This window comes from Clostridium sp. FS41 (assembly GCF_000954015.1).
GTDB lineage: Bacteria > Bacillota > Clostridia > Lachnospirales > Lachnospiraceae > Enterocloster > Enterocloster citroniae.
Genome location: NZ_JYHN01000040.1, coordinates 17,356 through 41,279 on the forward strand (window position 1 = coordinate 17,356; position 23,924 = coordinate 41,279).

Sequence of the window (23,924 nt, forward strand, 5' to 3'; positions counted from 1 at the left end):
GGCCGGGAATGGAAGGAGATTAGGGGTATGGAGACAATATTATCAGTGGAACACCTGATGATCTCATTTTCCCAGTATGAGAGGGGATGGAGGAAGACGCAGCTTCCTGTCATCAGGGATTTAAGCGTCAATATAAAAGAACATGAGATCGTGGCCGTGGTTGGTTCCAGCGGTTCAGGAAAAAGCCTGCTGGCCCACGCGGTTATGGGGCTGCTTCCGGCCAATGCTTCATGGTCGGGGACAATTTCCTTTGAGGGGGAAGAACTGACACAAAAGCGGGTAAAGGAACTGAGGGGGAACCGGATGGTCCTGGTGCCCCAAAGTGTTTCCTATCTGGATCCCCTTATGAAGGTGGGAGACCAGGTGAGAAAGGGGCATAAGGATGAGGCGTCCAGAGCCCGCAGCAGGGAAGTCACCGGCAGGTATGGGCTGGGGGAGGAGACGGAAGAGCTTTATCCGTTCCAGCTTTCCGGCGGAATGACAAGGCGGATTCTGATATCCACTGCCGTGATGGAAAAACCAAAGCTGGTGATCGCGGATGAACCCACACCGGGTCTGCATATCAGCGCGGCCAAGCGGGTGTTGTCACATTTTCGGGAGATCGCGGATGAGGGGGCAGGGGTGCTTCTGATCACCCATGACCTGGAACTGGCGCTGGAGGTGGCTGACCGGATCGTGGTGTTCTATGCGGGCACCAATGTGGAGGAAGCGGCCGTGTCTGACTTTGAGAGGGAGGAAGGGCTGCGCCATCCTTATACCAGGGCTTTGTTCAGGGCGATGCCGGCACATGGATTTGAGGCTGAGCCCGGCGCACAGCCCTATGTGAAGGATCTTCCACCCGGCTGCCCATACGGACCCAGATGTCCCCATATGGATCCCGGCTGTTTGGAAGAAATAGAGTATCGCTCTTATAGGGGCGGTATGGTAAAATGTAGGAAGGCGGTACCATGAGACTGGCGGCGGAGAACATTTCCTTTCAATATGATAATGGAAACAGGAAGATACTGAACAATGTGAGCATGAGCCTGGAGCAGGATGAGCGGGTAGGGATCACGGCGCCCAGCGGATTTGGAAAGACCACCTTTTGTAAAATACTTGCCGGATATGAAGATCCGGACCATGGGCGTGTCCTGCTGGATGGAAAGCCTCTTTCCGGCTATGGACCCTACTGCCCGGTTCAGATGGTGTGGCAGCACCCGGAGATGTCCGTGAATCCACGGCTCAGGATGGCGGAGGTCATAAAGGAAGGGGACGGGGTGGAGGAACGGATCCTGAATGGTCTGGGAATTGAACCGGACTGGATGAACCGGTTCCCGGGTGAGCTTTCCGGAGGGGAGCTGCAGAGGTTTTGCATTGCCAGGGCATTGGGAAAAAGGACGCGGTTTCTGCTGGCGGATGAGATCAGCACCATGCTGGACCTGATCACACAGAGCCAGATATGGAATTTCCTTTTGGAGGAGGTTGGCCGCCGCAGGATCGGGCTGGTGGTGGTGAGCCACTCCGGGGAACTGCTGGAGCGGGTGTGCACCAGGATTGTGGATTTAAAGGAGGAAATTTGAAGATGGACGTAAGAGAACTGCTGGAAAAGGTGAAAACAGGGGCAGTTGACATAGAGGATGCACAAAAGGTTTTAAAGGATCTCCCCTATGAGGATCTGGGATATGCAAAGCTGGACCATCACAGAAAACTCAGATCGGGATTTGGAGAGACTGTGTTCTGCCAGGGAAAACCGGACGCATATCTGCTGGAGATCTACAGGCGGTTTTATGAGCGGGACGGGGAGGTGCTGGGAACAAGGGCAACCGGGGAACAGTTTAAGCTGGTCCAGTCCGCTGTGCCGGAGGTGGTCTATGACCCCATCTCCAGGATCCTCAAGGTGGAACGCCCGGGCAAGGAAAGAAAAGGGCTGATCGCAGTATGCACAGGCGGCACGGCGGATATACCCGTGGCGGAGGAAGCTGCGCAGACAGCGGAGTATTTCGGATGCGCGGTGGACCGGATCTTTGATGTGGGAGTGGCGGGCATCCACAGACTGCTTTCCCAGCGGGACCGGATCATGAAAGCCAACTGCATCATTGCAGTGGCGGGAATGGAAGGCGCATTGGGCACTGTGATCGCAGGTCTTGCAGACTGCCCGGTGATCGCGGTCCCCACATCCGTGGGCTATGGGGCCAGTTTTCATGGTTTGTCAGCTCTTTTGACCATGCTGAATTCCTGCGCTAATGGAATTTCAGTTGTAAATATTGACAATGGATACGGGGCCGGTTACCTGGCCACGCAAATAAACAGATTGGCGGTAAGATAAAATGGGAAAGATATTGTATTTGGAATGTAATTCAGGGATCAGCGGAGATATGACGGTTGGGGCGCTTTTGGATCTGGGCGCGGACAGGCATGTGTTGGAACACGCCCTTGGAAGCCTGGGAGTGGGCGGATATCATCTGCACTTTGGGCGGAAGAACGTGTGCGGGCTGGATTCCTATGATTTTGATGTGCATTTGGAAAAGGACGGACATGGGCATAGTCATGAACATGGGGAAGGGCATGAGCACAGTCATGAGCATGGGGAAGGGCATGGGCACAGTCATGAGCATGGGGAAGGGCATGGGCACAGCCATGGTCATGGGGAAGGGCATGAGCACAGCCATGGTCATGAGGAAGGGCATGAGCACAGCCACCATCATGCAGAGGCGCAGTCCCATACTCATGACCAGTGGGAGATCCATGAGCATGTCCATCCCCATGAGGAGATCCACGAGCATGAACATTCCCATAGCCATGAACATTCCCACAGCCACGAACACCCCCATGAGCATTCTCATTCCCACGGAGATGACCATGGCCATGTGCACAGAAATCTTTTTGACATATACCAGATCATCGACAGGCTGGAATCCAATGACCATGTGAAGGATTTAGCACGCCGGATGTTCAGGATCGTGGCCGAGGCAGAGTCCAAGGCCCATGGTCTGCCGCTGGAACAGGTGCATTTCCACGAAGTGGGAGCCATTGATTCCATTGTGGATATCATCAGTGTGGCGGTGTGTGTGGACAACCTGGGAGTGGAGGACGTGGTGGTGTCACCCTTGTCTGAGGGACATGGCCATGTACATTGCCAGCATGGGATCCTCCCTGTTCCCGTTCCGGCCACGGCCAATATTGCATCAGCTTATGGGCTGGATCTCAGGCTTACGGACAATGACGGGGAGATGGTCACCCCTACCGGGGCAGCGATTGCGGCAGCGCTGCGCACCATGGATCATCTGCCGGATTCCTGCCGGATCCTTAAGATCGGAATGGGAGCAGGAAACCGGGTATTTAAACAGGCCAATGTGCTCCGCGCCATGTTGATGGAGACATCGCAAGCAGACAAGGAAACGGATCATGGGAACGGCCCGGGCTATAACAAAGACCTGGGCTATGACAGAGACACGGCAGGGGAAACTTCCTGGAATGGCTGTTCCATGTGGATGATGGAGACCAATCTGGATGACTGTACAGGAGAGATCCTGGGCTTTACAATGGAACTGCTTTTAGAGGCAGGGGCTGCGGATGTGTGGTATACACCGATCTTTATGAAAAAGAACAGGCCTGCGTACACTCTGTCCGTGCTGTGCAGGAAAGAGGACCGGGAAAAGCTGGAGGATATCATACTGATCCATACCACGACCATTGGGATCAGACAGTACCCGGTGACAAGGACCGTGCTTTCCAGGGAAAAGATGAGTGTGGACATGGACTGCGGCCAGGCGGAGGTAAAGGTATGCGCCTATAAGGATAAGAGATTTTATTATCCGGAGTATGAGAGTGTGCGCCGCATCTGCCGTGAAACAGGGCGGGACTTTATGACCGTATACCGGGAAGTGCAGATGGAAGCACAGGGGAAAGGATTGTAAATATGAATGAAAGGGAAATGCTCCATTACAGGATGAGGGAACTGGCATCAGAGGATATCTGCCTTGCGTTTTCCGGGGGAGTGGATTCAAGCCTGCTCCTTAAACTGGCGGCTGACGCGGCTGCCGAAACAGGGAAACGGGTGTACGCAGTGACATTTGACAGCAGGCTCCACCCATCCTGTGACCTGGAGATCGCCAGACGGGTGGCCGGTGAGCTGGGGGGAATCCACCAGGTCATAAAGGTGGATGAACTGGAGCAGGAGGAAATACGCTTCAACCCCGAAAACCGCTGTTATCTGTGCAAGCGCCATCTGTTTATGACGCTGAAGGATCTGGCACAGGAAAAGGGGGTCCGCTGGATCCTGGACGGCACCAACGAGGATGACATGCACGTGTACCGTCCGGGAATCCATGCACTGAGGGAACTGGGGATCATAAGCCCTCTGGCGGAGCTGCATATTACAAAGGAGATGGTTAAAGAGATGGCCGCCGAGTACAATATCTCTGTGGCATCAAGGCCCTCCACCCCCTGCATGGCTACCAGGCTGCCGTATAATACAAAAATTGACTATGAGGTGCTGGAGCGGATCGCCCATGGGGAGGAGTACCTTAAGAGTGTTTTAGGGGGCAATGTACGGCTGCGCCTTCATGGCCAGATCGCCAGGCTGGAGGTGGACCAGAGCGCATTTCCCAGCCTGCTGGAGATGAGGGAGGAAGTGGTCCGCAGGCTGAAAATGCTGGGATTTACCTATGTGACCCTGGATATGGAGGGATTCCGTTCAGGAAGTATGGATGTGGGGATTGAAGAAAACAGATAAGAGGTCCATAGGGAAAGGGGCCTGAGTCCAGGAAATTAAAAGGGAGGATGCTATGATCCGTTATATCAATGATGATCAGGAGTTAAAGGCAGATATTTTTATTGAAATGGCCAATCAAGTGTGGCCCGGTTCCTATGATAATGAGAGGATGCAAAAGGCCATTGACAAAACGATCAATATCACTGCATGGGATCATGATAAGCTGGTGGGCTGTATCCGTATATTAAGTGACGGCTATCTGTTCGGCACCATATCGGAAATACTTGTCCTGAAAGAATACCGAAAACAGGGGATAGGCAGAGAACTGATGGACCGTGCAGCGGACATTTCCCCAACATCCCTGTTTTTTGGCGCTCAGCCGGAAGCGGAAGGCTTTTATGAACGTCTCAATATAGAGAAGTCATTGCAGTCATTTATGATCAACAAGTCAAAAGGATAGACATATCGTATTGACCACTTATGTATAAGGAAATCAATGCAAATGCCGGTATTATCCGATGTTGGATAATGCCGGCTTTCCTATTATCAAAATTTGAACATTTCCCCCCTATATTAATGAAATAAAAACTTTACTCCGATATAAAACCGTGCTAGAATAAAAATCGTGAGTATGTAAAATTTACGTAAAGATAAAGTAAAAGAATGAGAGAGTAGGTAAAAAAGAATTATGGATATGTCGTTTTCCTTTTTCCTGCAACAGTTAGTGACGAATCCGGCCTTGCTGATCACAGTCCTTCTGACCTTGGGGGTTATCTGTGTAAATGGTATCACGGATGCACCCAATGCCATTGCGACCTGTGTGTCCACCAGGTCCCTGGATGTAAATGTCGCCATTGTCATGGCTGCTGTCTGTAACTGCGCCGGAATTGTTGTCATGACCATGATCAATGCCACGGTTGCGTCCACCATCACCAACATGGTTAATTTTGGTGATGATACTTCCATTGCCTTGATTGCGCTGTGTGCGGCTCTGTTTTCCATTGTGGTGTGGTCATCCTTCGCAGTATCCATCGGCTGTCCCACCAGTGAGAGCCATGCATTGATCGCAGGCCTTACAGGAGCGGCTGTGGCGATCCGCGGCGGGTTCTCCGCCATCAATGCTTCTGAGTGGATGAAGGTGGTCTATGGTCTGGTCTTTTCCGTGGTATTGGGATTTTCAAGCGGATATCTTTCCTGTAAGCTGGTCTCCTGGACCTGCCGGAATATGGACAGGCGCAGGACCACAGGGTTTTTCCGGTACGCACAGATCGCCGGTGCGGCGGCCATGGCCTTTATGCACGGCGCACAGGACGGACAGAAGTTTATGGGTGTCATGCTTCTTGGAATCTGTATGGTGAACGGAAGCAGCAGCACGGCAGGGGTAGAGTTCCCGCTGTGGATGCTTCTTCTGGGGTCTGCGGCCATGGCTCTTGGAACGTCCATTGGCGGAAAAAAGATCATCAAGTCAGTGGGAATGGATATGGTCCGCCTGGAGAAATACCAGGGCTTTTCGGCGGATATGGCAGGAGCGGCCTGTCTGCTGGGCTTTTCGATGTTTGGAATCCCGGTGAGCACCACCCACACAAAAACCACTGCGATCATGGGAGTGGGTGCGGTGAAGCGTCTTTCAGCCATTAATTTCAGTGTTGTCAAGGATATGGTAATGACCTGGATCATGACGTTCCCGGGCTGCGGTATCATAGGATTCTTCATAGCAAAGCTGTTTATGATGCTGTTCCACGGTTAGGATAAGGAGAAGATGAGATGTCTAAGAAAAGCGATAGCTACTATTTTCAGAATTTTATAGAATGTGTCCAGTGCGGCTGCGAGGCGGCAAAGATGCTGGAGGATAACCTGATGAACTTTGACACAGGCCTTTTGCAGGACAAGCTGGATGAGCTGCATAAGATCGAGCATGACGCGGACAAGAAAAAACATGAGATGATGGGGGTTCTGGTAAAGGCGTTCATTACTCCTATTGAGCGTGAGGATATCATCCTTTTGAGCCAGAGCATTGACGAGGTGACGGACAAGATCGAGGACGTTCTGATCCGTATCTACATCAACAATGTACATACTATTAAGCCGGAGGCAGTGGAATTTACAAAGGTCATTATCCGCTGCTGCAATGCCCTGAAGGAAGTGATGGAAGAATTTGCGGACTTTAAGAAATCCAAAACACTCCATGGGCTGATCATTGAGATCAATGCACTGGAGGAGGAAGGGGACCGCATGTTCATTGATTCCATGCGGAAACTCCACACAGAGGTGAAGGATCCCATTGAGATCATTGCGTGGAGAGAGATCTATGTGTATTTGGAAAAATGCTGCGATGCCTGCGAGCACGTGGCTGATATTGTAGAGAGTGTGATCATGAAAAATACCTGATGCAAGCAGGTATTTCCCATAAGGCATTGTTCCTGAATAAAAGCAGGGACAGTGCCTTTTTTCACATTGTCAACACAAATATTACAAAAGCCTGACACATTTTCACGTTAATCTAAAGGGGACGAAACAGTAAAGGAGGAAGGAAAATGGCACAGATCGTATTCAAACGGCATGAGAAAAAGTATCTGCTGACAGGCGAACAATACCAGCGTCTGATGCTGGTCCTAAACGGTGTTATGGACATGGATGTGTATGGCCGCCATACCATCCGCAATATTTATCTGGATACGCCGGATTATGAGCTGATACGCACCTCCATAGAAAAGCCCGTGTACAAGGAAAAGGTAAGGCTGCGCTGTTACGGCGGATCAATAGATGACAGCTCCACTGTATTTGTGGAGATCAAAAAGAAGTTTGAGTCCGTGGTGTATAAGCGGAGAGTGGAGATGAGCCTGGAGACAGCCAGGAAATATCTCTATTATGGGATTGAACCAAAGGAAGAGGGACAGATCCTTAAGGAAGTGGATTATACGGTCAAGCGGTATGGGTTAAGGCCCATGGCTTATATCTCCTATGAGAGGACGGCTTATACCTGTCAGATGGACCGGGAGCTGCGGGTGACCTTTGATCAAAATATCCTGGGACGGCTGGGAGAACTGGATCTGCGGGTGGAACCATATGGAAAATGCCTTTTGCCCCAGGACATGGTCCTGATGGAGATCAAGATAACGGATGCCATGCCGGTGTGGTTTAGCAGGATACTGGCGGATTTTGGGATCTTTCCGGTTTCCTACTCCAAGTATGGAACATTTTATGGAAAATACATCCATCCCATGCTGATGGCGGCCATTGAGGAGGAAAATGGGGGATACAGCGGCCGGACCCAATATGAACAAGGAGGGCTTATCTGTGCTTGAGAGTATTTTAAATGAAACAACATCTAATATTACAATGGTACATATGGCAGTGTGTACAACTGTTTCCCTGGCCCTGGGATTGATACTGGCAGCCGTTCACATGTACAGGAACCAGAGCAGCCGGAGCTTCCTTATGACCCTGGCCGTGCTTCCCGTCATTGTGCAGATGGTGATCATGATCGTAAATGGAAACCTGGGGACCGGCGTGGCTGTGATGGGTGCATTCAGCCTGGTGCGGTTCCGCTCCCTGCCGGGCAATGCCAGGGAGATAAGCAGTGTGTTCCTGGCCATGGCAGTGGGATTGGCCACAGGGATGGGGTTCATAGGGATCGGCGTGTTTATGGTAGCCGTAGTGGGAGTTGTCACCATCCTGCTTTTGATGGTTCCCGATATGAGTGGGCAGCTTCTTCGCAAAGAATTGAAGGTGACCATACCGGAAAATCTGGATTACACCGGAATCTTTGACGACATTTTCCAGAAATATGCCAAAAAGGCAGATATGATCCGGGTGAGAACCGTGAACATGGGAAGCTTGTATGAGCTGTGTTATCATGTGGAACTTAAATCTCAGGAAGTGGAAAAGGCTTTGCTGGATGAGATCCGGTGCCGCAATGGGAACCTGACCGTGGTATGCGGCAGGCTGGATTCGGGAAATGAGAACCTGTAGCCGGAGGTTTTAGTAAGGCATCGGATGTCCTGAACAGTTACGAAAAGACGGAAAAAGGAAAGAAAGGTGGTTTGAAATGATAAAGATCAAAAGGCAGAACGGCAGAAGAAAGGTGAGATGGGCGGCGGCGCTGGCGGCACTCATACTGGCCCTGCAGCTGGCCGGATGCAGCAAAGGAACAGGGGAGGGCGCCGGGGGCGGTAAAACCCAGGAAACCTCCGGGCAAGGTTCCGGCTGGGATTCCGGCCAGGATGGTTCCAAACAGCCTGAAAGCGGCACTGGCCAGGCGGAAGGGGATCTGAATGGGACGGATGGAGCGGATGCTGCTGGCACACACGGAAAATCAGCTGAATATGACGACAGTGATCTGGATGCGGGCTGGGATGAGGCATCCTCCACTGTCATAGACTGCAGTGGATCAGAGGTGACGATCCAGGGGGACAATGGGGTGGCGGAAAACGGAACCATCCGCATAACGGCTGCCGGAACCTATGTGCTGCGGGGAAATTTTGACGGGCAGCTTCTGGTGGATGCGGGCAAGGACGATCTGGTCAGGCTTGTGATGGACGGATTCCACATTTCTAATGCAAACACATCCCCCGTGTATGGAAAACAGAGCAAAAAAATCATCCTGATCCTGGCGGAGGGAACTGATAATTCAGTGACGGACGGTGCGGAATATATATTTGGATCCACAGATGAGGATGAGCCTGACGCCGCCGTGTTCAGCAAGGACGACCTGACCATCAACGGAACGGGAAGCCTTACAGTCAACGGAAACTACAGCAATGGGGTGCGGAGCAAGGACGATCTTAAGGTCATATCCGGCACCCTCAACATAACGGCTGTAAAAGACGGGCTGAAGGGCAAAGACTCCGTGACAATCAGGGACGGCAGGATTCAGATCAAGACCGGGGAGGACGGTATTAAATCCAACAATGATAAGGATCCTGAAAAGGGATACGTGATCATAGAAGGGGGAGACATTGTCATTCAGGCCGGGGATGACGCGGTCCACGGGGAGACATGGCTGACAGTTTCAGGCGGCACCATCGATATACAGGAGAGCTACGAAGGCCTGGAGGGGCTGAAGGTGGATATAACCGGCGGAAACATCAGGATCAAGTCCACGGATGACGGGATCAATGCCGCGGGAGGAAGCGGCGGGTCCGGCCAGGACAGTGAGAGGGAAAAAATGCAGAATAACCCGGAAGCATATGTGCGGATCACAGGAGGGACCATTGTGGTGGATGCCATGGCGGACGGGATCGATTCCAATGGAAACTTGTACGTGGAAGGCGGGGAAACCTATATTAACGGCCCTGTAAGCAACGGGGACGGGGCGTTGGATTATAACGGGACGGCAGTCATAAACGGCGGTATATTCGTAGCGGCGGGAAGTTCCGGCATGATGCAGGGATTTTCAGAAGAATCTGCCCAGAATTCCATCCTGGTGTTTTACAGTGAAAACCAGGCAGCCGGTTCCCAGGTGGTCCTGTCCGATGAGGACGGCAGGGAGCTTCTCACATTTGGGCCAAAGAAGGATTTTGGATGTATTCTCTTAAGCCTGCCGGGTCTGGAACAGGGAAAGACCTATCAGCTGTCCACGGCAGGGGAGGAACAGGACATTACCCTGGACCAGGTCATGACCCGGTTGGGAGAGCAGATGAACGGCAGAGGAATGGGCAAAGGCCCTGGCGGAGGTAATGGGGGTGACTTTGGAGGCAGGATGCCGGAGGACGGCCGAGGGCCGGAAGGCAAAGATGCAGCCGGAGATGGCCAAATGTCCGAGGGCAAAGGCGGGATGCCCGGCGGCGGCAGAATGCCCCGCGGCGATGGCAAAACAGGGGAGGAGGGCACCGATATGCCTGACTCAGCAAGGGAACGTACGGTCAGTGAATGACCAGGTAAGCCATAAGGTTCCAGAATTTCCAATTACATACCATATTTGACAAATAATCCTGTTAGAAGCAGCTTAAAGCAGTGATCAACGGTTCCTTGGCACAGCAGGAGCGGAACTGCCCGGAGCACGGTATTTGGGCGGCTGGAAGGGGCTGCGCCGGAGTGCTTATCCCTGAGGGCGTTCACAGGGAAATGGTAAACCTGCGGCACCGGCACGCTCATTGGCCTGTACACCCAGAGGAAAGTGACAGTTGCATAAAAATAAATAATGAATTATAATGTAACAAGTGCAGGATGTATTGAATCTGCTTGTTAGGAAGCGGATGACGTGGTAAATGAAAGGAGATTTGGCATGAAGAAACGTTGGGCAATGACACTGGCAGCTCTGGCGCTGAGTGTGGTTATGACAGTACCCGCATATGCCGGTACATGGAAATATGTAAATGATCAGTGGAAGTACCAGAGAGGCGCGAACAAGTACGCTTACAACGAATGGATCAAGGACAATGATAATTGGTATTACATAGGTAATGACGGCTTTATGAAGACCGGCTGGCAGCAGATCAAGGGTTATTGGTACTATCTGGACCAGAGCGGTGTGATGCAGAATGGCTGGTTCAAGGATAATGACAAATGGTATTTCCTGCTTCCAAACGGAGCCATGGCAACGAGCACTGTGATTGACGGACGCCAGCTGGGTACTGACGGTGTCTGGATCCCGGGCGAGGGCCAGGCAGAGCCGTCCAACAATATAGACTTATCCAATGGATACCTGGTGCAGAACATGCAGGAAGGCTTTTCCACAAAAGGATATAATATTATCACTTCAGGCAAGACCGCAGATGGGGACCGCTGGGAAAATGCGATCCGTCTCAAGGGAAAAGGCAGCTATGTAAAGTATAATACCAATGGCGAGTATAAGCTGCTCTCAGGCGCTATTGCACCGTCCTCCCAGTTCAGCAGCGGCCTTCTTGGCAAGGTGACCGTGTACGGGGACAATGATGTGGTGCTTTATACATCCCCTGACATCCACTATAATGAGAAGATCATGTACTTTGGTGCGGATGTGTCCGGACAGAACCAGGTTCGGGTGGAAGTTTCCCTGGTAACAGACAATGAGTGGGATGATCCCATTATACTGATGGATAAACTGTCCTTATATAAGTAATGGATCCTTTGGCGGATTGCGAAGACGCGCAGATGCATCATGTTATGTGGAGCATGGCGTGCCTTTGGCATAAGTCCGCAGGGGTGCATATGGATCGTGCCTACAGGGCGCTGCAGGATCAGCTTGCAGCGCCCTTTTGGTGGAAATGTTGCAGGAGAAGCGGTTGACAGGAAAAGTCAGGAGAGGATATTGTGTCAGGGATTGCAGTGTTTGTGCCGGACCAGGAGATGTACGGACAGGTAGAAGAGATCTTAAAGGAAAAAGAGTATCATGTAAAGGTCCTCAAGGTCATTGAGACAGAGGAAGCCGTGTATGAGGCCAGGAAGGCCATATCGGAGCAGGGGATCAATATCATTGTTGCCAGGGGAAAGCAGCTGGCCAATATACGCTGGTACACAAATGTGGCTGTCTCGGAGATACAGATGACCGGACAGGAGATGGGAGTCCTGGTCAACCGGGCCAAGGCGGCAGTGGGTAAGGAGAATCCAAAGATAGCTGTCTTTTACTGGGAAAATATGCTGTGTGACACCACGTATTTTGATGAGCTGTACGGCGTCCGCCTGCTTCGTTACCAGTTTAAGGAGGATGAGGAATGGCGCAGCGTATTTGCGCGGGCCTGTGAGGATCATCCCGACATCATAATAGGCGGAAAATCCACCAGGGAGGCTGCCGACAGACAGGGGATCCCGTCCCTGGCGTTTTTCTCCACAGGAGAATCCATCCGAACGGCCATGGACAATGCCGAATCACTGTACAGGATGGCTCAGGCGGAACAGCGCAATTATGCCCAGTTCTCCACCATTCTGGACAGCTCCTTTAACGGGATCATGAAGGTGACAAACAACGGGACCGTGCTTGTGATGAACCGGGTGATGGAACAGATTACCGGGGTTGCTGAAAAGAATGCGGTGGGAATGCCGGTGGGCAAGCTGTTTGGGGAACTGGACGGGGAGATCCTTTCCAAGGTGATAAGCGGCGGCATGGAGAATTATACCACCTTTATCAACCAGGGATCCTCCACCCTTGTGATGGTAATCGAGCCTATTATGGTGGAAGGCAGGCCCGAGGGGGCCATCCTCTCCTGCAACCGGTTAAAGCGCCTTGAAATAGAGGAGGAGAACCGCCTTCACGAGCAGTATCTGAGAGGGTATGTGGCCCATGGCACATTTGAGGACATTGAGCAGGAGCTGCCGGGACTTAAGGATACGATCCGGCTGGCAAAGCTCTATGCCCAGTCCTCCAGCCCGGTCCTGATCGAGGGGTATGCGGGCCCGGAGCAGGATGCCATCTGCCAGGGAATACATAATTACAGCCTGAGAAAGAACAATCCGTTCATTGCCATTAATCTGGCCGGGATGAGCGAGGACCAGCAGATGAAGACCCTGTTCGGTTCAGCCGACCCCAAGGGCAAGGACGTGGAAAAGGGGGCTGTGTGGCAGGCGGACAAGGGAACCCTTGTGATACAGAGTATTGATAAGATGACCCTGCCGGTCCAGTATCATTTCTCCAAAATGCTGAGAAGCAGAAGGATCCTTTTTAACTCCATTGAGAATATGAAGATAGTGGATATACGGATCATCGCGTGTACATCCAAGGATATTGATACCTGCCGCCGCCTGAACCGTATGAGAAGCGACCTTTATTATTCCCTCAACGCCCTGAAGATAAAGATTCCGGGACTGTGCCAGCGCCCTGACGACATGGCCTATCTCCTGGATTCCTATATGAAAAAGTATATGGACCAGTACTACCGCTATCACGCCATTACAGCCGGGGCCAGAAAGATGCTACTGGCCTACGGGTGGCCGGGGAATACCATACAGATGAGATCATTCTGCGAGAGGATGATCCTGACAGTGGGAAGAAGGACAATCACGGAAGAATATGTGAAGGGACTGCTGGAGGAGTTGTATGAGCATACCCAGGAGCCGGATTATTACATTCAGCATGGGCTGACGCCGCCCGGCAGCCAGGACGCAGCGGGGCAGATGCAGACAGGACAGGGAATGCCTAACGGAAGCTGTCCGGATCCGGCGCCCACTAACAGCGGCAGGGACAGGATCAGGGAAACGATCATAGAAACCCTTCAGCTGTGCAATGGGAACAGAACCCTTACAGCCAAAAAGATGGGCATCAGCACCACCACATTGTGGAGAAAAATGAAGCTTTACGGCATTGAAATTTAAGCGTGTATACATTCGTTTTGAATGGGTTATGAAAAGGTTTGAAAAAGAAATGTAATACAATGCAATAGTCGGAACGGCGCATGTGTGATTTGTATAATCACCATGCGTTTTCTCGTTTATAATGTCCATTGTTATTATGACGGAAAAATATATAATGTACACGTAAGATAACAGATAAACGGGAGGCAATGAGGATGTTTACATTTTCGTTTGAGGATAAAATAAAATTTATAAAAGCCGTATACTATCATTTTCATAAAATACCCCTGCCCAAGCCCTTTAAGGACGGAACCGGAGGAATGGGAAAGTTTGCGCCGGAACAGGGCTGCATTGAACTGTATGACCAGGAAGGTGCATGCGCCCACCTGGCAGTGGGACCCGGGTTTATTGCGGACATCCTTCCCATGGTCTTGAATGGGGAGGAGCACAGCTACAATGAGTGGAGGAACAGCCTTTACTGGAAGATACGAAACGCCGGATTTCAAAGTGAGAAGGCGGTGGAAGTGGGGCAGCTGGACCTGATGATGCTGGACATGCTGGCCCAGAGGGAGGGAAAACCTCTTCACAGATTTATGGGGGCCAATAAGGATTGGGCCCAGGCTTATAAGGGAGGCGGTTCCCTTCTCCTGGAGGATCATGAGCTGGTAGAGGATATGGTCCGGTATGTGGAGGAAGGATATACCACGGTTAAGTTTAAGGTGGGAAGCCAGGACGGCATGGATATGGAGCGGGACCTGCGCAGGATCGAGATGGTCCGAAAGGCTGTGGGAGACCGGATCGGGGTGGCGGTTGACTGCAACCAGAGATGGGATGTGGACAGCGCGTTCCGGTTTGCGAAGCTGTGTGAGCCATATAACCTGGCATGGCTGGAGGAGCCCATCCACTCCCATGACATGAACGGGATCCGCCGCTTAAAGGACATGGGGGTGGCCATTCCCATTGCCTTTGGGGAGTCCATGAGAATCTATTATGAATATGAAACCTATATTGAAAAGGGCGTGGACCATGTTCAGCCGTCATTGGGCAGGATGACAAGAATGGATGACATCATAAGAATCCGTGATCTGGCCCGTGAAAAGGGAGTTAAATTCACATCCGGTGGAAGAATATACCTGAACGCCATCTTTGGCTGCCTTTACAGCGAGGATGAATGGATCGAATACCATGAGCCGATCAGCCGTCCTGTGGGCGCTTACACCCTGTTCCAGCCCGAGGAAAAGAACGGGCGCTTCTACTGCCAGCCGGAGCTTCCGGGCAATCCCCAGCGAATGGACATCGATAAGCTGGAAAAGGACGGGCTTATGGAGAGCAGGGAAATATACTATCCGAAAAATTGGTAACCGTAAGGAGGCAATGGAATGAAATTTAAGACATTCAAAAAAAGGAATGTGGGGCTGCTGCTGATCCTGCCATGGTGGATCGGGTTTGTGATCTTTAAGCTGTACCCCTTTGCATCGTCACTGATCTACAGCTTTCATGATTACAATCTTTTCAGGACAGCCTCCTTTGCAGGTCTGAACAACTATAAAAAGATATTGGGCGACCCTTTGATCATGAAGGCCTTTGTGCAGACCTTTAAGTATGCGTTTCTTACAGTTCCGCTGGAACTGATATTTGCCCTGTTTATCGCTTATATCCTGAATTTTAAGATCAAGGGTGTGAACTTTTTCAGGACAGCCTACTATATCCCTTCCATTCTGGGCGGGTCGGTTTCCATTGCGGTATTGTGGAGATTCCTGTTTAAGACAGAGGGACTTGTGAACATGATCGGATCCAGGTTCGGCATCCAGCCCTTTAACTGGCTGGGGGATCCCACCGGGGCTTTCTGGGTGATCGTGCTTTTGAGGATATGGCAGTTTGGCTCGCCCATGGTGATCTTCCTTGCAGCCTTAAAGGGCGTGTCCCAGGACCTGTATGAGGCGGCTTCCATTGACGGGGCGGGAAAATGGAAGCAGTTCTTCAGCATAACCATACCCCTTATCACACCTGTTATTTTTTATAACTTTGTCACCCAGCTGTGCAATAAGTTCCAGGAATTTAACGGTCCCTTTATTGTGACCCAGGGAGGACCGCTCCGCTCCACCACTCTGGTATCCCTTCTGGTGTATAACAATGCCTTTAAGAGTTATGAGATGGGAATGGCAAGCGCCATTGCCTGGCTGTTGTTCCTGATCATCATGACCCTGACGGCTGTATCATTCCTGAGCCAGAGATACTGGGTATATTATTCAGATGAGGATGGGAGGTAAATGCAATGACTCGTGAAACACGCTATAAAGTCAATATGGTCTGCAGGTATGTCATCCTTTTGGTGGTGGGAGTTTTTATGGTATATCCCCTGATCTGGATGATCGGAGCCTCCTTTATGACCAATGAACAGATATTTTCAAGTGTAAGCTTTATACCAAAGGCACCCACTCTGAATGGGTATAAAAAAGGCTTTGCAGGATACCAGGGGATGACGCTTCTCCATTTCATGGCAAACACCTACAAATTTGTGATACCCAAAGTGCTTTTTACCGTGGCTTCAGCCACGCTGACCGCCTATGGGTTTGCACGGTTTAACTTTATGGGCAAACGCTTTTCCTTTGCAGTATTGCTGTCCACCCTTTTCCTGCCTCAGGTGGTGCTGAATGTGCCCCAGTATATACTCTTTGACCAGGTGGGATGGCTGGATTCCTACCTGCCCATAGTGATTCCCTCCCTGCTGGCAGGGGATACCTACTTTGTATACATGCTGATCCAATTCCTGCGGGGGATACCAAGGGAACTGGAGGAAGCGGCTGAGATTGATGGATGCGGGATCATGCAGAGGCTGTGGTATGTGATCGTACCCATGCTGAAGCCCTCCATTGTCTCCTGTGCACTGTTCCAGTTCATGTGGGCGTCCAATGATTTTATGGGCCCTCTGATCTATGTCAATACAGTGGCCAAATACCCGGTGTCCATTTTCCTCCGCATGTCCATGGACGCGGACGTGGGATTTGAGTGGAACAGGGTGCTGGCAATGTCGCTGATTGCCATCATTCCGTCATTGGTTGTATTCTTTGCAGCCCAGGATTCCTTTGTGGAAGGAATTGCGGCAGGAGGTGTGAAAGGATGAGAAACCGGCGGATCATTGACAGCCATGCCCATGTGGTCCAGTACATTGCCGGCACAGGTGCGGGCGGCGAGCTGCGCAGTATTGGAAACGGAATGGCCGTATATGCCAATGGACAGACCGTAAGGATGATACCCCAGGAGTTTGGCGGGGACTGCGTGACACCGGAGCAGCTGCTGCAGGTGATGGATGGGAACGGGGTGGAAAAGGCAGTGCTGCTTCAGGGGAATTTCTACGGTTATCAGAATTATTACACCCACCTGGCAGTCAAAAAATACCCGGACCGGTTTGCCGGTGCCGGCGCGTACGACCCATTTTCCAGGGACAGGGATGGAATCCGCAGATACCTGTTTGAAGAGCTGGGCTTTATGATAGAAAAGTTCGAGGTGAGCACCGGTTCCGGTCTGATGGCCATCCACCCAGAATTTAAGCTGGACGGGACTGTGATGGATGAAGCCTGTTCCTACGCCTGTGACCATGGTCATGTGTTTGTAATTGACATTGGAAAATGCGGAAGTGACAGCTGGCAGGTTCCGGAGCTTAAAAACCTGGTTAAAAGATATCCGGAAATGAAATTTGTGGCCTGCCATCTGCTGGCCCCATCGGATAAGGACAGAGACAGGCTGCGCCGGGCCTTAGAGCTGCTGCGGCTCCCCAACCTCTGGTTTGACCTGTCAAGCCTGGTCCATAACTGCAGGCCGGATGAATACCCGTATCCCAAAGCCATTGATTTTATCCAAATGGCCAAGGAGATCGTGGGAGCAGGGAAACTGATGTTCGGCACGGATATGCCCTCGGCCCTGAAAGAAGATGTATATGGACATTATGTCAGCTATATAGATGAATCTCCTGTGCTTACGGACATGGAAAAAGAACTGGTTTTTTATGAAAATGCTTATGAAGTTTACTTTAATCATAAATAATGTAGAAGGGAAGGAAGAAAAATGAAAAAGAATGTTAGAAAATTAGGGGCCCTGCTTCTGGCAGGAGCAATGGCTGTCAGCACAGCGGGCTGTATGCCAACGGCAAAGCAGCAGGATGCCACAGCGGCACAGAACACGCAGGAGAGCAGCACGGCGCAGGAAAATGCGGGTGGAAGTGAGGCTGCACAGGGCGCAGGGGAAGCCGCAGCAGAACTGGCGGTGGATACCCAGACGCCCATCACCCTGAGGATGAACTGGTGGGGCGGAGATTCCAGACATCAGGCCACCCTGGCTGCCATTGAAAAATTTCAGGAGAAATATCCCAACATTACGGTGACAGCCGAGTATGAGGCATTTAACGGCCATGAGGAGAAAATCGCCCTGGGAATCAAGTCCGGCAATGCGGCGGACGTGATGCAGCTGGACTGGAGCTGGGTTCCCACCTATTCGCCAAACGGGGACAACTTCTATGATCTGAATAAGGTATCCAATATCTTGAACCTGGACAATTATACAGAGGGGGACAAGGCTGTGTTTACCATCAACGGCAAGCTGGACGCGATCCCCATCAGCAATACGGGAAGGGTGTTCTGCTGGAACAAGACTACCTTTGACAAGATCGGCGTGGAGATTCCGGGCACATTAGATGAACTGCTGGCAGCGGGCAAAGCATTCGAGGCATATGACGAATCCTACTATCCACTGGTCACAAAGGAACTGGACCGCGCGTTCCTCATGGTTTATTACCTGCAGTGTAAGTACGGCAAGGACTGGGTAAAGGATGGCGCGCTGCAGTACAGCCAGGAGGAGGTTGCAGAAGGGTTTGACTTCCTTAAGAACCTGGAGGACAATCACGTGATCCCCACCCTTCAGAAGGTGGCGGGAGATGGCGCCGATCTGATCGACACAAACGCAAACTGGATCGATGGCCATTATGCCGGCATTTTCCTGTATGACACCTCAGTTGTAAAGCATGCGGAGGCAGTAAAGGACGGCGAGTTTGTGATTGGTGATTACGTTGAGATGGGAGATTACCACGGTGGCTTTATCAAGGTAAACCAGGCATTTGGCATCAGCGCAACCACGGAGTATCCGGCAGAGGCTGCTGCGTTGATCCAGTTCCTGGTAGCTGAGGAAGACGGTGTAAAGACCCTGGGAGACACCCGCGGTGTTCCTGCCAACAAGGAGGGACTGGCCATGCTGGACTTAAGCGGAAGCCAGGTGGCAGAGGCCAATGCAAAGGCAGTGGCATGGAGCAGCTTCCAGATGGATCCTACCTTTGAAAGAAATTCCTTTACCGGCGCGGACGGCACATTCTTTAACGCCCTTCAGCTTTCCAGCTACGGGGAGAGCGATTCCATGTCCTGTGCAAAAATCGTACTGGACGGGGTAGCCCAGGAGCTGGCAAGATAGGGGCGGTGAAGGACACTTTATAACCTGACAAAGATATAACTATATATGATTGAACCGGAGAAATGATACTGAACCGGAAAATCAAGATACCATCAGGCAGGAAGACTATTATCTGTCGGATGGTATCTTTTTGTTGAAGCCGATGGCGGGGTATCATTTTTTACATTGCATATCCTGCAAAAAAAAAGTATACTGAAAACAGAACGTTTATGTAATACGGGAGGTAGCATGGTTACAATGGAAGATGTCGCCAAAGCGGCAAATGTATCGCGGGCAACTGTATCAAGGGTTTTATCCAATCACCCTTCCATCAAGATGGAGACGCGCAGTCATGTCATGTACTGGGTAAAAAAGCTGGGATATGAGCCGAATCAGGTGGCCCAGAGCCTGGCGGGGAATAGGACCAATATTATCGGAGTGCTGTTTTCAGATTTATCCAATCCATTGTATGCATCCCTTATGACCGCCATTGTACATGAGGCGGAGATCTACGGCTATAGCGTGATCCTGGGGGATGCCCAGAGAGACCGGGCTAGGGAAGCCAATATCATCAATGGCTTTAAGCGCAGGAAAGTGGACGGAATCATTGTCAGGCCTATCGGAACGCCTAACAGGAAGCTGTACAGCGGGATCAGCGTACCCCTGGTAAGTCTTTTTAAACTTACGGATAAGAAAAATATCATTATAAGTTCGGAGGAGGGCGGCATGCAGGTGGCGCGCCATTTTTGCGAACTAGGTCACCGGAATGTGGGGTATATAGGACCGCTGAGATCATTGGCAGGCAACAATAAGCTGGAAGGCTTTCGGGATGAGCTTGAAAAAAACGGACTGAAGATAAAAGCCATTGTGGAGTGCAGCCAGCATGAGACAGCAGAAAATCAAAAGGCCTATGAAATCATTGATCAATATTTTGAATCCCACGACCCGTCTAAGATCACTGCATGGTTTGCACACAGCGACATTGCTGCCAGTGATGTGATAAAAGCACTGGTGGAGCGTGGGATCAGCGTCCCAAAGGACGTGATCGTATGCGGCTATAATAATACACTGCTGGCAAAAAAGATGATCCCCACCCTCACCTCTGTTGCATCCCCCATAGAGGAGATTGCAAAAAACGCAGTCGGTCTGGTCATTCAGGGAATCGAGGGAGATCTGGAGGAAGAAGTGGTCAATCTGTCTCCAAGACTGGTAATCCGTGAATCCACCTCCAGTTTATTGTGAATATTTTATAAAAATCATGTGGGTATTTTATGAAAAGGTACAAAAATTATGAAACTGCTTGACAGAGATTTAATTCTGAGCTAAGCTTATTTCATCAAATGAACGCGCGTACATTGTTGCATAATTTTATAGGAGGTCATTATGAGTAAAGAGAAACAGGCAGCACAGGAGATATTAAAACATATCGGCGGTCAGGAGAATATCTTAAATGTCGAACACTGCGCCACAAGGCTGAGACTTGTTCTTAAGGATGCATCTGAATTTGATAAAAAAGAAATTGAAGCCATTGACGGCGTAAAGGGGAGCTTTTTTGCATCCGGCCAGCATCAGATCATACTGGGCACCGGATTTGTAAATAAGGTCTACCAGCAGGTGCTTGAGATTACAGGAATGGACACAGGAAAGATGATGTCCAAGGCAGAGGCCGCGGCCGTGAACATGAATGCAGTTCAAAAGGCATCCAGGCTGTTGGGGGATGTATTTTTTCCAATCATACCAATCCTGGTTGCAACAGGACTTTTTATGGGACTGCGCAGTCTGATCACCAATCTGGGAGTGGAATTAAACCCCACATTCCTGACACTGTCACAGGTTCTGATCGACACGGCATTTTCGTTCCTGCCGGCTCTTGTTACATATTCTGTAATGAAACGGTTTGGCGCATCCCCTGCGCTGGGTATTGTGATCGGCCTTATGCTGGTTGCACCTCAGCTGCCCAATGCAAACCAGGTGGCAAGCGGTAGCGTGGAACCCATCTATTTAAGTCTGATGGGGCTGAACATTCCAATCATAGGATATCAGGGTTCGGTGCTTCCGGCATTGATCCTGGGCGCGATCGCTGCAAAGATTGAAAAGGGATTGAGAAAAATCGTACCGGATGTCCTGGACCTGATCGTAACCCCGTTTATCACACTTCTCAGCAGTCTTTTTATCGGACTGATCGTGATTGGCCCGATCATGCACATGGTTGAACAGGGATTGGTGGTCCTGATCTCCATGCTGATGAATATTCCCTTTGGCATCGGCGGCTTTATGGTAGGCGCCCTGCAGCAGGCGGTTGTCATAACCGGATTACACCATACCTTTAAGGCGCTTGAGATCGAGCTTTTGGCAAATACAGGAGCCAATCCCTTTAACGCACTGGTGTGCGGCGCGATCGTGGCACAGGGGGCTGCAGGCATTGCGGCTGCGCTCAAGACAAAAAATAAAAAGCAGAGGTCCCTTTACTTTACATCCGTGGTACCTGCATTTTTAGGCATCACAGAGCCTTTGATCTTTGGCGGAAACCTGCCAAGGCTGACTCCCTTTATCTGCGGATGCATCGGAGGCGGATGCGCAGGAGTATTTTCCTCCATTGTGGGTCTGGCAGGAACCGGTATGTCCATCACCGCATTGCCGGGCATGCTCCTGTATTTAAACGGGCAGCTTGGAACGTATTTGATTGCATGCCTCATTGGGTTTATAACCGCTTTTGTATTGACCTATGTGATGTATAAACCAGTTGAAGAGTAATATTGAGAAATAAAAGGAGTATCATGGAACGACTGTATAATAATATAATTTTGCCTGATATATGGCCACCCCGTTACAAGGAGGAGACGCTGGACAAGCCGCTGCCGGTTCCGTACCTGGAAAATAAACCGGACTACATCGATATTTCAATTGGAAGGCAGCTGTTTGTGGATGATTTCCTGATTAGTCACACAGATCTGATCCGCGAGTTCCCGTCTCCAAAGACATCAGAAGCCCCTGTTTTCCGGCCCGAGACAGATATGGAATTAAATGATGGCTATTGCACCTGTGCCAGCCCTTTTAATGGAGGCGTGTTTTATGATACTTATGACCGAATGTTTAAAATGTGGTACCAGGCCGGATGGTTTGACGGCAGCGCCTATGCCGAGAGCAAAGACGGGCTGCATTGGACCCGTTTAAGCCAACTTGCATCCGGCTCCAAAACGGACCGGGTATTGGAGCATGTTCCCGGATATATGAGGGATGGGGATGCGGTCTGGATGGACCCGGATACAGATAACCTGGAAGAACGCTATAAAATGCTGACCTTTTACAGGTGTTTTGACAAAGACTACAGATATTATCATTTAAAACCCAAGCATGCACATGACGATCCCCAATCCATTCCCCCCAGGGAGATGACTGTTTTATACCAATCTTCAGATGGGATCCACTGGAAGGAGGCGGGGCAGACAGGTCCTTCAGGGGATAACACCACCTTTTTCCACAACCCTTTCCGGAACAAGTGGGTATACAGCATGAGGACATTTTCCAAGCTGGACAGCCGGGTAAGAGTGCGGGGATATTATGAAACAGATGATTTCTTCAGGGGCAGCCAATGGACGCAGGATGATATCCGATTCTGGGCAAGGACGGATATCTATGATAAGCCGGACCCGGAGATGGGATATTACACACAACTATACAATCTGGATGCGGTGGCATATGAAAGTGTGATGCTGGGTGTTTATTCCGTTTTTATGGGTCCTCCCAATTTTGTGTGTGAAAAGACAGGGATGCCAAAGATAAATGATCTGAAACTGGCATTCAGCAGGGACGGGTTTCATTTCCACAGGCCGACCTATGATAATTTCCTGTCATCTTCCCGCATATGTGGGGAATGGGATTATGGATATCTCCATCCGGCCAACGGCATCTGTACGGTTGTGGGAGATGAGATATGGTTTTTTTATTCGGCATTTTCAGGAGAATCCCCTGTGTTTGGTACCCATAAATATTCCGGGGGAACCATGGGAATCGCAAAACTGAGGCGTGACGGGTTTGCAGCCATGAAACCGCAGGACGAAAAGGGGGAACTGACCACAGAAATACTGAAATATCAGGGAGAGTATGTGTTTGTAAATGCAGACTGTCCCAAAGGGGAGCTGGCAGTGGAAGTCCTGGATGAAGGCGGAAATGTGATCCCAGGCTATTCGGCTGCGGACTGTGTCACAATGGCCCAGGACCGGACGAAATACAGGATCCGGTGGAAAACAAGGGACCGCCTGGACCTGCCGGGGGACAAAATACGTCTCAGGTTCATTTTGAAAAATGGAAAACTATATTCATTTTGGATCACTGACAGCGCGGAGGGGAAAAGCCATGGATATCTGGCCGCGGGGGCTTTGGAGTTAAAGCGTGGGAACAGGGATGATTAAGGATGGATAGGGATGGTTGGCTAACTGCACTAAAATAGATAATTATGCCTAATAGTCATCTGCGCAAAATATGATAGCTGACAGGCAAAATATAGGATGGAAGTATCTGCACAAAAGGCGTATAATTAATTTGTTACCAATATAGATTTAAAGGTTATTTGTGGAACCATACCTTC

At 50.6% G+C, this 23,924-nt stretch carries 21 protein-coding genes; all 21 read left to right on the top strand.

All coding sequences use genetic code 11. The features are described 5' to 3' along the window. Positions 1-27 precede the first annotated feature (27 nt). Positions 28-951, top strand: coding sequence for an ABC transporter ATP-binding protein (locus CLFS41_RS05790; RefSeq protein ID WP_007868386.1), 924 nt, complete (start codon positions 28-30; stop codon positions 949-951). Further along, positions 948-1,559, top strand: coding sequence for an ATP-binding cassette domain-containing protein (locus CLFS41_RS05795; RefSeq protein WP_007868383.1), 612 nt, complete (start codon positions 948-950; stop codon positions 1,557-1,559). The genes CLFS41_RS05790 and CLFS41_RS05795 overlap by 4 nt, the downstream gene beginning before the upstream one ends. A 2-nt stretch (positions 1,560-1,561) precedes the next feature. After that, positions 1,562-2,305: a nickel pincer cofactor biosynthesis protein LarB gene (gene larB, locus CLFS41_RS05800; protein WP_007868382.1), complete on the top strand. Its 744-nt coding sequence runs from the start codon at positions 1,562-1,564 to the stop codon at positions 2,303-2,305. 1 nt (position 2,306) lies between these two features. After that, on the top strand, positions 2,307-3,896 hold the full coding sequence (larC, locus tag CLFS41_RS05805) for a nickel pincer cofactor biosynthesis protein LarC (protein ID WP_045091729.1): 1,590 nt from the start codon (positions 2,307-2,309) through the stop codon (positions 3,894-3,896). Between the two features lie 2 nt (positions 3,897-3,898). Continuing rightward, positions 3,899-4,714: an ATP-dependent sacrificial sulfur transferase LarE gene (gene larE, locus CLFS41_RS05810; protein WP_045091730.1), complete on the top strand. Its 816-nt coding sequence runs from the start codon at positions 3,899-3,901 to the stop codon at positions 4,712-4,714. A 52-nt stretch (positions 4,715-4,766) separates the two neighbouring features. Beyond that, positions 4,767-5,153 carry a GNAT family N-acetyltransferase gene (locus CLFS41_RS05815; protein ID WP_200895081.1) on the top strand — a complete coding sequence of 129 codons (387 nt, stop codon included), beginning with the start codon at positions 4,767-4,769 and terminating at the stop codon, positions 5,151-5,153. A 228-nt stretch (positions 5,154-5,381) separates the two neighbouring features. After that, entirely contained in the window at positions 5,382-6,440 is a 1,059-nt protein-coding gene (locus tag CLFS41_RS05820; RefSeq protein ID WP_007868369.1) for an inorganic phosphate transporter, read from the top strand. Between the two features lie 17 nt (positions 6,441-6,457). Further along, entirely contained in the window at positions 6,458-7,081 is a 624-nt protein-coding gene (locus tag CLFS41_RS05825) for a DUF47 family protein (RefSeq protein ID WP_007868367.1), read from the top strand. 146 nt (positions 7,082-7,227) lie between these two features. Further along, positions 7,228-7,998 carry a polyphosphate polymerase domain-containing protein gene (locus tag CLFS41_RS05830; RefSeq protein WP_007868365.1) on the top strand — a complete coding sequence of 257 codons (771 nt, stop codon included), beginning with the start codon at positions 7,228-7,230 and terminating at the stop codon, positions 7,996-7,998. Then, a complete protein-coding gene (locus tag CLFS41_RS05835; RefSeq protein WP_040417260.1) occupies positions 7,991-8,665 on the top strand; it encodes a DUF4956 domain-containing protein in 675 nt (224 codons plus the stop codon). Before CLFS41_RS05830 ends, CLFS41_RS05835 begins: the two co-directional genes overlap by 8 nt. A gap of 76 nt (positions 8,666-8,741) precedes the next feature. Beyond that, positions 8,742-10,568 (top strand): carbohydrate-binding domain-containing protein, encoded by a 1,827-nt coding sequence (locus tag CLFS41_RS05840; protein ID WP_052665634.1) that lies wholly within the window; start codon positions 8,742-8,744, stop codon positions 10,566-10,568. A gap of 351 nt (positions 10,569-10,919) precedes the next feature. Then, positions 10,920-11,735, top strand: coding sequence for a glucan-binding protein (locus tag CLFS41_RS05850; RefSeq protein WP_045091732.1), 816 nt, complete (start codon positions 10,920-10,922; stop codon positions 11,733-11,735). Positions 11,736-11,926: 191 nt separating this feature from the next. After that, on the top strand, positions 11,927-13,921 hold the full coding sequence (locus tag CLFS41_RS05855; RefSeq protein ID WP_007868353.1) for a sigma-54-dependent Fis family transcriptional regulator: 1,995 nt from the start codon (positions 11,927-11,929) through the stop codon (positions 13,919-13,921). Positions 13,922-14,115: 194 nt separating this feature from the next. Then, entirely contained in the window at positions 14,116-15,261 is a 1,146-nt protein-coding gene (locus CLFS41_RS05860) for an enolase C-terminal domain-like protein (protein WP_045091733.1), read from the top strand. Between the two features lie 18 nt (positions 15,262-15,279). Next, entirely contained in the window at positions 15,280-16,170 is an 891-nt protein-coding gene (locus CLFS41_RS05865; RefSeq protein ID WP_045091734.1) for a sugar ABC transporter permease, read from the top strand. Positions 16,171-16,175: 5 nt separating this feature from the next. Then, positions 16,176-17,024 (top strand): carbohydrate ABC transporter permease, encoded by an 849-nt coding sequence (locus CLFS41_RS05870; RefSeq protein WP_007868347.1) that lies wholly within the window; start codon positions 16,176-16,178, stop codon positions 17,022-17,024. Beyond that, positions 17,021-17,944 (top strand): amidohydrolase family protein, encoded by a 924-nt coding sequence (locus tag CLFS41_RS05875; protein WP_007868345.1) that lies wholly within the window; start codon positions 17,021-17,023, stop codon positions 17,942-17,944. Before CLFS41_RS05870 ends, CLFS41_RS05875 begins: the two co-directional genes overlap by 4 nt. A gap of 21 nt (positions 17,945-17,965) precedes the next feature. Beyond that, positions 17,966-19,357 carry an ABC transporter substrate-binding protein gene (locus tag CLFS41_RS05880; protein ID WP_045091735.1) on the top strand — a complete coding sequence of 464 codons (1,392 nt, stop codon included), beginning with the start codon at positions 17,966-17,968 and terminating at the stop codon, positions 19,355-19,357. A 228-nt stretch (positions 19,358-19,585) separates the two neighbouring features. Beyond that, positions 19,586-20,578 carry a LacI family DNA-binding transcriptional regulator gene (locus CLFS41_RS05885; protein ID WP_007868340.1) on the top strand — a complete coding sequence of 331 codons (993 nt, stop codon included), beginning with the start codon at positions 19,586-19,588 and terminating at the stop codon, positions 20,576-20,578. A 141-nt stretch (positions 20,579-20,719) separates the two neighbouring features. After that, positions 20,720-22,090: a PTS transporter subunit EIIC gene (locus tag CLFS41_RS05890; protein ID WP_007868337.1), complete on the top strand. Its 1,371-nt coding sequence runs from the start codon at positions 20,720-20,722 to the stop codon at positions 22,088-22,090. 23 nt (positions 22,091-22,113) lie between these two features. Next, complete coding sequence (locus CLFS41_RS05895; protein WP_045091736.1) at positions 22,114-23,748, top strand: hypothetical protein; 1,635 nt, start codon at positions 22,114-22,116, stop codon at positions 23,746-23,748. The last annotated feature ends 176 nt before the right edge of the window (positions 23,749-23,924 follow it).

Excerpts from the sequence above, each read along its gene's own strand:
- CLFS41_RS05790 (WP_007868386.1), top strand. The coding sequence starts at position 28 with ATGGAGACAATATTATCAGTGGAACACCTGATGATCTCATTTTCCCAG.
- CLFS41_RS05795 (WP_007868383.1), top strand. The coding sequence starts at position 948 with ATGAGACTGGCGGCGGAGAACATTTCCTTTCAATATGATAATGGAAAC.
- larB (WP_007868382.1), top strand. The coding sequence starts at position 1,562 with ATGGACGTAAGAGAACTGCTGGAAAAGGTGAAAACAGGGGCAGTTGAC.
- larC (WP_045091729.1), top strand. The coding sequence starts at position 2,307 with ATGGGAAAGATATTGTATTTGGAATGTAATTCAGGGATCAGCGGAGAT.
- larE (WP_045091730.1), top strand. The coding sequence starts at position 3,899 with ATGAATGAAAGGGAAATGCTCCATTACAGGATGAGGGAACTGGCATCA.
- CLFS41_RS05815 (WP_200895081.1), top strand. The coding sequence starts at position 4,767 with ATGATCCGTTATATCAATGATGATCAGGAGTTAAAGGCAGATATTTTT.
- CLFS41_RS05820 (WP_007868369.1), top strand. The coding sequence starts at position 5,382 with ATGGATATGTCGTTTTCCTTTTTCCTGCAACAGTTAGTGACGAATCCG.
- CLFS41_RS05825 (WP_007868367.1), top strand. The coding sequence starts at position 6,458 with ATGTCTAAGAAAAGCGATAGCTACTATTTTCAGAATTTTATAGAATGT.
- CLFS41_RS05830 (WP_007868365.1), top strand. The coding sequence starts at position 7,228 with ATGGCACAGATCGTATTCAAACGGCATGAGAAAAAGTATCTGCTGACA.
- CLFS41_RS05840 (WP_052665634.1), top strand. The coding sequence starts at position 8,742 with ATGATAAAGATCAAAAGGCAGAACGGCAGAAGAAAGGTGAGATGGGCG.
- CLFS41_RS05850 (WP_045091732.1), top strand. The coding sequence starts at position 10,920 with ATGAAGAAACGTTGGGCAATGACACTGGCAGCTCTGGCGCTGAGTGTG.
- CLFS41_RS05860 (WP_045091733.1), top strand. The coding sequence starts at position 14,116 with ATGTTTACATTTTCGTTTGAGGATAAAATAAAATTTATAAAAGCCGTA.
- CLFS41_RS05865 (WP_045091734.1), top strand. The coding sequence starts at position 15,280 with ATGAAATTTAAGACATTCAAAAAAAGGAATGTGGGGCTGCTGCTGATC.
- CLFS41_RS05870 (WP_007868347.1), top strand. The coding sequence starts at position 16,176 with ATGACTCGTGAAACACGCTATAAAGTCAATATGGTCTGCAGGTATGTC.
- CLFS41_RS05875 (WP_007868345.1), top strand. The coding sequence starts at position 17,021 with ATGAGAAACCGGCGGATCATTGACAGCCATGCCCATGTGGTCCAGTAC.
- CLFS41_RS05880 (WP_045091735.1), top strand. The coding sequence starts at position 17,966 with ATGAAAAAGAATGTTAGAAAATTAGGGGCCCTGCTTCTGGCAGGAGCA.
- CLFS41_RS05885 (WP_007868340.1), top strand. The coding sequence starts at position 19,586 with ATGGTTACAATGGAAGATGTCGCCAAAGCGGCAAATGTATCGCGGGCA.
- CLFS41_RS05890 (WP_007868337.1), top strand. The coding sequence starts at position 20,720 with ATGAGTAAAGAGAAACAGGCAGCACAGGAGATATTAAAACATATCGGC.
- CLFS41_RS05895 (WP_045091736.1), top strand. The coding sequence starts at position 22,114 with ATGGAACGACTGTATAATAATATAATTTTGCCTGATATATGGCCACCC.